Source organism: Mesorhizobium sp. M1312 (genome assembly GCF_040318115.1).
Lineage (GTDB): Bacteria > Pseudomonadota > Alphaproteobacteria > Rhizobiales > Rhizobiaceae > Mesorhizobium.
This window is the reverse complement of the sequence record NZ_JAMYLQ010000062.1, coordinates 1-11,955: the sequence shown is the minus strand read 5'-3', so window position 1 is coordinate 11,955 and position 11,955 is coordinate 1. Positions and strand designations below refer to the sequence as shown.

Here is an 11,955-nt window from a genome sequence, read left to right as displayed (position 1 = left end):
GCTTCTACTACGAGAGCCACGACCAGCTCCGTCGCCATCTCGCCGACTTCGTCACCGCCTACAATTTCGGCCGCAGGCTCAAGACGCTCAAAGGCCTCACACCCTATGAGTTCATCTGCAAGGCGTGGCTTTCCCAGCCGGAACGGTATTCGCTCAACCCGCTCCAGCAAATGCCGGGACTAAAACATCTAGAGCATTGACCCCGTTTCCGCCACTTCTCCCCCAAATCGCGAAAACGTGCGCGGACGGCAGAGAAACACTGATTTCTTGCGCCATAGTGCAAATATTCGCGCAAAGCGATCGACTCGGGTTGATAGATTCAAACGATAAGGGTCAGGCCTGACCCTGTTTCCACGGAAACTGCAATTCGGGGTGACGATCATCGTGGACAGGACGTTTGCCGGGAAGACGGTCCTGATTACCGGGGCAGGCGGAGCACTTGGTTTTGCGAGTGCCAAAGTGCTGGCGGCACGTGGAGCGGATTTGGTGCTGGCCGACCTGTCGCAAACGGCTCTGGACCAAACGCTAGCCGCCTGTTCAGGCAGCCGGGGAATTGTGTGCGATGTGACCAACCCGGTCGACTTGGAACGGCTGACAGGATTCGCGCGCGAAACCTTTGAGCGGCCAGTCGAGGGCTTGGTCGCCGCTGCGGGCATCTTCGGCGCGATGAAATCCTTGATAGACGTTAGCGAGGAAGAGTACGAGGCCATATTCAGCCTTAACGTGCGGGCGATCTGGCGGATATGCAAGCAGATCATCCCGCAGATGCGCCAGCTCGGCCGCGGATCTGTAGTGCTCCTGGCCTCGACTGCTGGTCTGCAGGCCTCGAAGGACGTGCCGATCTATTCGGTGACCAAGGCCGCGGTCGTGATGATGGCTCGCACCCTGGCACTGAACCACGCGGCAGAAAACATACGTATCAACTGTGTCTGCCCTGGATCCATCTCCAGCCCGATGGTTGAAGGTAGCGTTGCTTTCGTGAAGGGAGAGGCCGCGCAGGCCGAGCGTCGTGCCAACATCATTGCTGCGCACCCGATGGGACGGTTGGGCCTGCCCTCCGAGGTGGCGGCAGCCGTCGCCTATCTGCTTGATGATGCGGCCGGTTTCACTACCGGCACCGCGCTTCCTGTCGACGGAGGCTGTCTTGCCTGAACTACGCTTTAGTGGAAAGAGCGTCGTCGTCACCGGCGCGGCGCGGGGGATCGGTGCTGCAACGGCTGCGCGTCTTGCCTCGGAAGGGGCGTGGGTTCTGCTAGTGGATCTTCTGGATACTGTCCACGATACAGCTGCCGCCCTTGGCCAGACGGCGCTCACCTGCGATCTGGCCCTGCCCGACGCATCCGCGAATGTTTCGGCCGCCCCAGATGCCGCCGAGATAGGGACGCTCGACGTCCTCGTGAACAACGCTGGCATTGGCGGTTCAAAATCGCTTGCCGATAGTGACGACGCCCTGTTGTTACGGCTGATCGACGTAAACCTGCGCGCAGTCATCAGCCTGACCCGCGAGGTGGTGCCGCGAATGCGCCAGCCGGGCGGACGCATTATCAATGTCAGCTCGATCTTCGGGCTTACGGGCTATCCTGGAACAGTAGGCTATGCGGTGGCCAAGGCCGGGATCGCGCAGTTCACCCGCCAGCAAGCAGGCGAGCAAGGCCCGAAGGGCATCACTGTAAATGCAGTGGCACCCGGTGTGGTCGTCACGGACATGACTCGCGAAGGGCTGCACGAACCCCGCTACCAGCGCCTGATGGTCTCGGCCATCCCGCTGGAGCGCGTCTCCTTGCCGGAGCAGCAAGCGGCGGTGATCGCTTTTCTGGCCTCGGATGACGCGTCCTACGTCTCCGGCGTCGTAATCCCGGTCGACGGCGGCTTTATGGCCGCCCGCCACACGGCAGAATAGCGCTTTCAGGGAGCGCTGGGATTGACGAATATCTCTGTGAGATGGCGCGGCGATGAAGGCGGAAGCGCAGTGGGGTTGGATCTGCCGGCAGCTCGTGTGCCGCGAGATTTCTGATCATCGGGGCTGACGACAAAATCCTCAGGAGTAGCTAAGTGCCGAATTCGAACGTCCTCAATCCCTGGGAATGGCCCGAAAGCTATTGGCGCCGACGCGTAAACAAAGTCAGAGCGGGTAAGGCACTAAGACCAGCATGGCCCTACGGCAAACGCTGCGCGTTCGCTATCTCGTTCGACGTCGATCACGAGTCAAACGAGTTGCGCAGGGGAGGGCGGTCGCTGGGTAGATTATCCTGGGGACAGTACGGGAGCCGACGAGGGATGCCTCGCATCCTAGAACTGTTAAGAAAGTACGACGTTCCAGCGAGCTTTTTCGTTCCCGCTGTGATTGCTCAACTGTATTCAGACGAACAACGCAATATTATCGGTGAAGGCCATGAAATCGGGATGCACGGCTGGATACACGAGCTGAATTCCGAACTAAGCGCGGAGAGCGAGCGATCGCTGATGATGAGGAGCGCCGACATCCTCGAAAAAATCACTTCAAAACGCCCAACCGGAATCCGAACTCCATCATGGGACTATTCCGACGCGACTCTCCAGATCATACGCGAGATGGGACTGACATACGACTCATCCCTCATGGCCGATGATAGTTGCTACGAGCTGCTGGAGGACGAAGAACCCACAGGAGTTATTGAGTTACCGGTAGAATGGATTCGCGACGATGCTACTTATCTTTGGATGACTCCCGATGGGTCGTCGCGGCCAGATTTATCGCTCGATGACGTGCTGTCCGTATTCATGAGGGAGTTTGAAGGAGCGTATGAAGACGCCGATTTGTTTCAGCTAACTCTCCACCCGCACGTGATCGGATATCGCTCGCGGATCTGGATCGTAGAAGAACTGATCCGCTGCGCTGAGGCGAAGGGCGACGTTTGGTTCGCTACGCATCATCAGGTCGCGGAGCGTGCGGCTTCATGTCTCTGAAACGTGTGCGAGACCACAAAATCTGCAGTGGCGGCTTGCTGTAGTGCCGATCATTTCGGTGAACGCCCATGCTTACAGGGAAAATAATGTCCAAGAACATCACCCTAGACCGTCACAGTTCCAGCAAACTGAAGAGTGAGGTGAGGATCGACGTTGACAGGTGGGGGGTTCCTCACATCAAGGCACAGAACTTACACGACTTGTTTTTTGGGCAAGGTTGGAATGCAGCCCGAGACCGTCTCTGGCAGATCGATATAGCACGCAAACGAGGTCTTGGGCTACTCGCGCAAGACTTCGGTCCCGGTTATCTGGAGCAGGATCGGGCGGCGCGGCTCTTTCTATTTCGAGGAGACATGAGGGCAGAATGGAAGGCGTACGGTTCTGATTCGGAGGAGATATGCTCCGCATTCGCAGAGGGCATAAATTCCTACGTAGACAGCTGCAATGATGGCTCGATTGTTTTGCCGCCCGAGTTCATCCTTCTTGGTCACAAGCCCGGCTATTGGAAGCCAGAAGATGTCGTTCGCGTAAGAACGCATTGCCTTACACGGAACGCGTTTTCGGAGCTTCTGCGCTGTAAGGTGATGGCCTTGGCGGGTGTGGAGCAAGGCGCTCGTCTCGACAGGTTAAGAAAAGAACTATCACCTGCGATAGGGCCACGACCAGCGGAAGGCTTCGATCCGGCTGTTGTGACTGATCGAGTATTGCGTGATTTTCGCCTTGCAGTCAGCCCAGCGTCTTTCTCCAGCGACAGACTTGCAGCTGCCCTTGATGAAGCTGAGCTCTGGACGGGTGTGACAACATTTGACGAGATTGTACGGACGGCGCTTGAAGAGGGCTCAAACAACTGGGCCATCTCTGCAACAAAAACCACGAGGGGACGCCCGATCCTTGCGTTGGATCCGCACCGGAGGCATGTCCTGCCGTCAATCAGATATGTTGTACACCTGAGCATGCCCGGCCTCGATGTCATCGGGGCTGGTGAGCCTATGGTGCCTGGGATATCGATGGGCCATAACGGCATCGCTGCTTTTGGCCTGACTATTTTTGGCGCTGATCAGGAAGATATCTACGTCTACGAGACGAGGCCCGGTGAGGGAAAAGAATACCTGTATCAAGGCGCCTGGGAAAAGGTAAACACTATTAAGGACACTATCCCAGTTCGTGGCTATCCGGACCAGGAGGTCGAGCTTTGGTTTACGCGCCACGGCCCTGTTCTTTACCAGGATCCTGCAGACGACCGCGCTTTCGCATTGAGGACTGTGTGGGTCGATGCCGGCATGGCTCCCTACATGGCCAGCCTTGCCGTTATGCGCGCAAAGACCTATCCAGAATATGTTTCCGCTCTTGCATCCTGGGGCTGTCCTTCTGTCAATCACGTTTATGCGGATACCTCCAATACGGTAGCGTGGAGACCTGCAGGTGCGGCCCCGATTCGAAGAAATTGGGCCGGCCTGCTTCCAGTTCCCGGAGAGGGCCGGTTTGAATGGGACGGATATCTTTCGCCGGACGAAGGGCCATCTGAGACGAACCCTTTGAAAGGCTTCGTTGCCACTGCCAACGCAATGAATGTGCCGGAAGAGTGGAGCAGAACGCATCCTGCTTTCGGTTACGAGTGGTCAGACAGCAGCAGACATGATACTCTTCATTCGCGATTTTCTCAGCCAGAGAAGATTTCTATTGAGGAGTGTATGTCTCTGCAGTGCTCCGTATACTCACCAATCGCTTATCGTATCATTTCTAAGATCACAATTATACTGGGTTCAAGGGAAGTTGTCGGGCTTAATTTACTTTCTGCCTGGGATGCTCATTTACACCCAAGTTCCGCCGCCGCCGCGTTTTTCGAGATCTGGCTTAGCAAGCATCTTGGTCCGACAATAGCTCGTTTGGAGGGGGCCGACGATAAAATATTGGCACTTCTTATGCCGCTAGAGCCTTCAGCCATAGCTTCTTGGATAGAGCGGGCGCAGCCCGATGAAAGCCTAGCGGGCTCCATTGAGGCAAGCTTGGCATCGGCTTGGGCCGAATGCATCTCAATCATGGGGCGTGACCCTGCTGACTGGACATGGGGCGGCATCCACCGACTTGCTTTGCGCCACCCGTTGCAGTCCCTGACTTCTGAACAATGGTCGCCGGGATCAATCGGCCTTGGCGGGAGTAGCTCAACTCTGAATCTTTCAAGCTATCGGCATTCCGATTTCTCAGTTACGGACGGACCATCTGTGCGGATGATTATAGATGTTGGATGTTGGGACAAAAGTATCTTCATTAATACACCCGGGCAATCTGGCGTTCCAACGTCAAAGCATTATCATGACTTAGTAGCAGGTTGGCAGCATGGCAACTATAAACCGCTTCTATATTCAGAATATCGGATAGATAGAGAAGTTATCCATCGGATTGTTTTGTCTCGAGGCTGAAGCCAATCGAGCGTCAATGCAGGCCGGCCATTTTCCTCGTTGAAGGATACAGCCACTAGCTGTCCACTCATCAATGCTCCAGCGGTATACGGAATGCTCGTCCGCCTGTCTTCGCATACGCCCACCTTCTCAATGCGTTGCGGCGAGGGAGATGCTCGCCGTCCAGAAGTCGCCGCATATGCGCGCGCATTGCACTAAGATCGCTGGCTTACTGCGTTTCCTCGGAGGATTCGCCCATCCGCAGACAATTGTGCTGCTATATGCTTGACGTGAGACGGTGGCATTGGGGCCATGAAAAAAGTCTCTGATATGTAGGAATCGAGAGTTTACCCCTACTGAAACAAAAGAAAGGAAATTTCATGCCTGTCCTGAATCGGGTGGCCGATCTGCTGCCGGAGCTTGTTTCTTGGCGCCGTGAGATCCACGCGTATCCCGAAATAGGCTTTGAGGAGCATCGCACAGCGGCCTTCGTTGCCGATCGACTGCGCGAATTTGGTTGCGACGAAGTCGTGACCGGCATCGGCCAGACAGGCGTTGTGGGTGTGATCAAGGGCAACAGAGACGGAAGCAACGCAGAACTCAAGGTCATTGGATTGCGCGCTGACATGGATGCGCTTCCGATGGAGGAGGACGCCGATCTACCCTATATTTCCAGGAACAAAGGTATCATGCATGCCTGCGGCCATGATGGGCACACCACCATGCTGTTGGGTGCAGCGCGCTATCTTGCTGAATGCCGGAATTTCGCCGGCACAGTGGTCTTGGTCTTCGAGCCTGCAGAGGAACTGGGTACAGGTGCGGCCGCGATGCTCGAAGACGGACTGCTGGAGCGCTTTGGGATCGAGCAGGTCTACGGCATGCACAACCGCCCGGGTATGCCAATTGGCGTCTTTGGCATCCGGCAAGGCCCAGCAATGGCGGCGACAGACATTGTCCAGTTCAGAATCGAAGGTCGCGGCGGCCATCACGGGCTACCCCATGAGTGCATCGACCCGATCCTGGTCGGTGCTCAACTGATAATGGCGGTCCAGCAGATTGTGGCTCAAAATGTCGACCCTATAGAGTCCGTCGGGTTTTCGTTCGATGCGTTTCGATCGGGCGACGGCCTAGCGACGATTGCACATATAGCTGAGCTCTCGGGCACCATGCGCACGTTCAAGCCCGAGGTGCGGGAGCTCATCAAAAAGCGCTTGGGGGAGGTGGTGAGTGGCATCGCCGTAGTGACCGGCGCAAAAATAGATCTCGCCATCAAGAGCGGCGAAATCATGCTCTTCAATCAACCAGAGCAGACTAGAATTGCGATCACTGTGGCAAAGGAAATAGCCGGTGAAGACAATGTGCTAGATACGCCTCCGGTTATGGCTGGTGACGATTTTGCCCGACTGGCACAGGCGCGACCTGGCGCCTACATTTGGTGCGGGAACGGTGACAGCGCCCAACTCCATCACCGTTCCTATAATTTCAACGATGAGGCACTTGCATACGGAACATCCTTCTGGATTAAGCTCGTAGAGAACACCCTGGCTTGAGTTAGTGCCGCCCCGCAGCCGAAACGTTCCTGACGACACACGTCGTGTTCTGCAGCACTGTCGGTTCCTGGAACAGCCCTGGTCAACTTTCTGCTTTTCGGCATGGGACAGCTGGCTGGAGAAACGAAGACGAGACACAGTTGGTCGGAGCTACGAATCGAAGAATCCCGGAATGCCGGCCGGTGGCCTGAAGCACCACCGCGCATGGAGGATGGATGCTACGTCTCCACCTTCCGCTTAGAGCGCCTTGCCGCAAGAGATCGCGACGATGCGGGGATGACGGGCACGTGCCAACGAAGATTTCCACGATTGGCGTGGAGTGAACCTCAGCGGAAAAGCTCGCGCATTCAACTGCGGCAATGACCGGATTTCACATGCATCGTCGGGAATCACGCGAGGTACCTGAACAGATCCACAATAACAATGGATGAGGGGTAGCCGCCTTTGTTGCGTAGGCTGGCTAGCTGTCGCGGAAACGCAGATTTGGCGGCACATCGATTGCAGCCGTCGCCGCATTGAAGACGTAGAGTAGGCAAAGCGCGAGCCAATCTCCTGGCCCTTAAGCAGTACCTAGCGAGCCGAGGTGGCGAAGGCGTCTGGGACTTAGTGCAGATCGTTACACTCGTTGTGATCCTTCGCGCCTGCCACCCACCCGGATTCATTCCGGCAAGTTTTCAGATCGGGGGCCAGCCCCTTTTGGAGGTCACAATGGACGTGTCGACGTAGCTGTTGGAGACGCTGTTTCTCAAACTACGCGCCTACTGAGGCTGCAGTCATAACCGGTCAGGATTCCTTGGCTCCAGCGTGTCGGCGCATCCGTTGATCACAATTCACTACTTTGTCGAGCAGAGGCGCGGACGACGCGATCATCGCCGCTTTCCTGCGCCGACATAACAAATTCGCACGAAATGCGGCCCTTAATCTGCTATTGTCACGAAGCGGGCACTGAACGACGAAATTGGCCGGGCTCCATCTCTCCAGGCATATCGAGGCGTAAGCTTGAAACCCGCGTGAAAAGCGAACCCCACATCAGAATTCACGTCAACAAATGGGCGTGAAACTGTCTCACCTATTTGGGGTGGGACAGCGCGAAACAAGAAGGAGAAAGTTATGGTCAAGCGGCAACACCTCACAAGCCGTACCGATCCCATGAGACGTGCAGTTCTGAGGGGAATGGCTGCACTCGGCATCACCGCGTTGACAATCGCTTCGCTGGCCGGCTCCGCCTCGGCGGGGTCGCTGCTCGACAAGATAAAAAATGGCGGACCAGTCCGCATCGGCTTCTCCACTGACACGGCTTGGTCGTTTAAGGGAGATAACAACGAGATGCTTGGCATCGGCAACGTTTTGGTGATTGAGCTCTTGAAGAAATTGGGGGCGACAAAGTTCGAACCAGTGGATATGGAGTGGGGTTCGCTGATCCCTGCCATGCAGGGAGGCCGCATTGATGTGATCACTAGCGCAATGTTCGTGCTGCCTCAGCGTTGCCGGAATGTGCTTTTCACTGATCCGTTTGGAACGGTGTACGGCGGTCTGGTAGTACCGAAGGGCAACCCCAAAGGGGTGCATTCCTTGCCAGATATTCGTGACAAGGGGCTGACATTTGTTACTGGCGCCGGCTATGCCGACGTGAAAAGGGCGCAAGAGACCGGCATTCCTGACGATAAGATCATGCAGGTCGCCGGTTACGTGGAAATAGCCCAGGCAGTCAAGTCAGGTCGCGCCGATGCCGGGGGTGGTGAATATCTGGGCGTAAAAGGCGCGATCCGCCACGATGATTCACTCGAGCTCGCCAACCCCTTCAAACCAAATTATAAACCCGGCTATCCTGCGTTTGCATTCCCTCAGGGGGAGCAAGACACAGTCGATGCAATCAACGCGCTCTTGAAAGATTATATCGGCTCTGATGAGATGATGTCATTGGTCAGCAAGTATGGATACGACAAGTCGCTTTTGCCGGACGGGAGCAAGTCCGCCGATCTCTGCAAGTCGTAAGGCTTAGTATTAGCGTTCTCCAGATCCTGCGTCTCCCCGGTCTCGGCCGGGGAATGTCAAATTGGACAGCAATATGAACGAATTCCCGCTCAGCTTCAGCGTTTTAGCGCTCGCCCACGGGCTCTTGATCACCGTTATGGTAGCCATCGGGGCTTCTCTGGTGGCGGTAGTGCTCGGGCTTATCGCGGGCATAATTCGGGTCTCCCCTCTTTGGCCGCTGCGGTGGTTAGCCGTTGCCTATATCGAATTCTTCCGCGGAACTTCGCTGCTGGTGCAGGTATACCTGTTGTTCTTTGTGTTGCCGTTCTTTGGCGTCGCCCTTTCGCCGTGGACCGTCGCCATCGTCGGTATTGGCATGAACTACTCCGCCTACGCCGCCGAGCTGGTTCGCGCCGCAATTCAGGCCGTCGACCGCGGCCAGTATGAAGCGAGCATCGCGCTCAACTTCCCGCGGCTCACCATGATGCGCCGCATCGTGGTGCCACAGGCGGTCCGGATAATGCTGCCGCCCTCGGGCAACCTGCTGATCGAGCTGCTTAAGTCGACCTCGCTCGTCTTCTTCATCACCATCACCGAATTCACCACCGCCTCTAAGCTTGCAGCCGACACCACCGGCAACTACCTGCTGTTTTTCGCGGTGGCGCTGTTTGGCTACTACATTATCGCGCGTGCGCTTATCACACCCGTCGTGCGCTGGCTGGAGCGGCGCCTCTCAAGTGGCTTCGTTCGGGAGGCACTGGCGTGAACAGATGGGATTGGTCCTACGTCTGGGAGGCGTTGCCGTATCTCTACCGGGGCGCGATCGTCACGGTAGAGGCAACCGTGCTCGCCTTCGCGATCGCGCTGGTGCTGGGGCTAGTCTTCGCACTCATCCGCCAGTCGCCGAACCGCTACTTGTCCACAGCCATGACGGAGATCGTGGAGTTCATCCGCTCCACGCCTCTGCTGCTCCAGGTGTTCTTCGTCTATTTCGTCGGACCGCAATTCGGCATCCTCATTCCCGCGTGGACTGCCGGCATCGGCGTGCTCGGGATCCACTACGCCGCTTATTGCTCAGAGGTGTACCGTGCCGGCATCTTGGCGGTGGAAGGAGGCCAATGGGAGGCGTGCACGGCGCTCAATCTGTCGCGAATACGAACCTGGCGCACCATCATCCTGCCGCAAGCGATCCCTCCCATCGTGCCTGGCCTGGGCAACTACTTTGTCGGGATGTTCAAGGAAACACCGATCCTGGCGGCCATCGCGATCCTGGAGATGTTGCAGCAGGCGAAGATTTTCGGCGCCAACCACTACCGCTACACCGAGGCCATCATCATGGCCGGCTTCTTCTTTCTCGTGTTCAGCTTGGTCGCTTCGGCGATCGTGCAGTTGGTGAGCGTCTGGCTCAACCGCCGCTATCGTTTGCAGTAGGAGGTCCGTCATGAACGAACCCGTGGTCCGCTTTGAGAACGCCGCCAAAAGCTCTGGGGCGCTGACCCTGCTGGACAATCCCGACATCGCGTGCAACGAGAAAGTCATGAACGAACCCATGGTCCGCTTCGAAAACGTCACAAAACGCTATGGCTCGCTGACCGTCCTGGACGAGCTCAATCTCGACATCGCCCGTAACGAGAAGGTTTGCATCATCGGCCCTTCGGGCTCTGGCAAGACCACAGTCCTGCGTATGCTCATGACGCTGGAAAGAATCCAAGGGGGGGTGATTTGGGTCGATGGGGAACCGCTCACGCACATGCAGAAGAATGGCCAGATGGTCCCTGCGAGCGACCGGCATCTCAGGCGCGTGCGCGGCAAGATCGGTATGGTCTTCCAGCACTTCAATCTCTTTCCCCACATGACGGCGCTGCAAAACTGCATGGAGGCGCCGGTTTCCGTGCTGGGACTGCCGAAGAAGGAGGCGGAGGCGCGCGCCGCGGAACTGCTCGACATGGTGGGGCTCAGCGACAAGAAGAATCACTTCCCGATCCAGCTTTCCGGCGGACAGAAGCAGCGCGTGGCGATCGCTCGTGCGCTCGCCATGCGGCCCAAGGTAATGCTATTCGACGAGGTGACCTCGGCGCTCGACCCAGAGCTGATCGGGGAGGTGCTCAACGTCATCCGCAAGCTCGGCGCCGAGCATGATCTCACCATGCTGATGGTCACGCACCAGATGGGCTTCGCCAAGGAGTTTTCCGACCGCGTCTGCTTCTTCTATGGGGGCAAGATCGTCGAGCAGGGCCCGCCTGACCAGCTCTTGAGCAACCCGCAGAACGAACGGACGCGTCAGTTCCTCAGTGCCGTCTTGGAGGCGAGATAGACATTAGAAAGCGAATTGTGCTCGCATTGGTTCGACCCTGCTGGCAGCCGTCATCGCAAGGACCACCGATAGCGACCACCGTCTTCGGTGTAACCCGATGCCATTGGCTCACCAATCTCGAATGCTTTTAGCGTTTATGTTTTGACGGAAGTGGGCAGGATTTTCGAGATAGTTCTTGCATCCAGCACCTCAAACGTTTCGACGAGGTGGCGGACGTAGCGTCAGCTATCCTCGGTGCGCTTAAGGGGTTGGCGCATTCAGTGTTGATCTTGGCGAAGGTCTGCTGCTGCCGGCAGCCTTGATCATCTGCCGAATGGCCGCCAACTTATGACTTCCCAGATTATCTGTACCATTGATATTGCCGGGCTTTCGGAACTGCGGCGAATGGGCCCGTCAAAGACGCAATGCGCTCTACAAGCTACAAGCCGATCCCATCGCAGCGCGCCGAGTAAGGTTGTTACAATCGGAGGCATCAGGGGCGAGGACGCGCGCGATTGTCATTACGGGCGTTAAGGGTAGGTGTTGCCTGGTTAACCGGTTGCCAGTAGGATCGAAAGATTCAGCGACAACGGATTAGCTACGTCGCTGACGAGGCCATTTATATCGCTCGCGATTGGACTCGAGCACGACGCTGGTGCTACGCTGACAGTCGGACGGAATGGCCGGAATATGAAGACGGGTGATGCGCTAGAGCGGGATGAGATTTGTAAGAGTCGTGGGATTCCCAAATCATCGCAGTTCTGATTCAACATTCATGCTGGGAGGAGGCCAG

At 56.8% G+C, this 11,955-nt stretch carries 10 protein-coding genes and 1 pseudogene; 10 read left to right on the top strand and 1 reads right to left on the bottom strand.

Annotated features, from left to right (window positions below):
- The 10 genes from NKH36_RS33815 to ehuA all read left to right on the top strand — a co-directional run.
- Positions 1-200: IS3 family transposase (locus NKH36_RS33815; RefSeq protein WP_352966119.1), on the top strand; the 200-nt coding region annotated here is incomplete at its 5' end.
- 172 nt (positions 201-372) lie between these two features.
- On the top strand, positions 373-1,152 hold the full coding sequence (locus NKH36_RS33810) for an SDR family NAD(P)-dependent oxidoreductase (protein ID WP_352966117.1): 780 nt from the start codon (positions 373-375) through the stop codon (positions 1,150-1,152).
- Entirely contained in the window at positions 1,145-1,900 is a 756-nt protein-coding gene (locus NKH36_RS33805) for an SDR family NAD(P)-dependent oxidoreductase (protein ID WP_352966116.1), read from the top strand. The genes NKH36_RS33810 and NKH36_RS33805 overlap by 8 nt, the downstream gene beginning before the upstream one ends.
- A gap of 152 nt (positions 1,901-2,052) precedes the next feature.
- Entirely contained in the window at positions 2,053-2,946 is an 894-nt protein-coding gene (locus NKH36_RS33800) for a polysaccharide deacetylase family protein (RefSeq protein ID WP_352966115.1), read from the top strand.
- Between the two features lie 86 nt (positions 2,947-3,032).
- Positions 3,033-5,366 carry a penicillin acylase family protein gene (locus tag NKH36_RS33795; RefSeq protein ID WP_352966113.1) on the top strand — a complete coding sequence of 778 codons (2,334 nt, stop codon included), beginning with the start codon at positions 3,033-3,035 and terminating at the stop codon, positions 5,364-5,366.
- A gap of 359 nt (positions 5,367-5,725) precedes the next feature.
- The gene (locus tag NKH36_RS33790; RefSeq protein ID WP_352966111.1) at positions 5,726-6,895 is read left to right on the top strand and encodes an amidohydrolase; all 1,170 of its coding nucleotides are present in this window, start codon (positions 5,726-5,728) and stop codon (positions 6,893-6,895) included.
- 1,110 nt (positions 6,896-8,005) lie between these two features.
- Positions 8,006-8,890, top strand: coding sequence for a transporter substrate-binding domain-containing protein (locus NKH36_RS33785; protein ID WP_352966109.1), 885 nt, complete (start codon positions 8,006-8,008; stop codon positions 8,888-8,890).
- Positions 8,891-8,963: 73 nt separating this feature from the next.
- A complete protein-coding gene (ehuC, locus tag NKH36_RS33780) occupies positions 8,964-9,635 on the top strand; it encodes an ectoine/hydroxyectoine ABC transporter permease subunit EhuC (protein ID WP_352966108.1) in 672 nt (223 codons plus the stop codon).
- On the top strand, positions 9,632-10,300 hold the full coding sequence (ehuD, locus tag NKH36_RS33775; protein ID WP_352966107.1) for an ectoine/hydroxyectoine ABC transporter permease subunit EhuD: 669 nt from the start codon (positions 9,632-9,634) through the stop codon (positions 10,298-10,300). The genes ehuC and ehuD overlap by 4 nt, the downstream gene beginning before the upstream one ends.
- A gap of 106 nt (positions 10,301-10,406) precedes the next feature.
- Positions 10,407-11,183 carry an ectoine/hydroxyectoine ABC transporter ATP-binding protein EhuA gene (gene ehuA, locus NKH36_RS33770; RefSeq protein WP_352966120.1) on the top strand — a complete coding sequence of 259 codons (777 nt, stop codon included), beginning with the start codon at positions 10,407-10,409 and terminating at the stop codon, positions 11,181-11,183.
- A 285-nt stretch (positions 11,184-11,468) separates the two neighbouring features.
- Here the strand turns inward: ehuA and NKH36_RS34995 are convergent.
- Positions 11,469-11,638: pseudogene (locus NKH36_RS34995) on the bottom strand (IS630 family transposase); the annotation flags it as partial.
- Between the last annotated feature and the right edge of the window lie 317 nt (positions 11,639-11,955).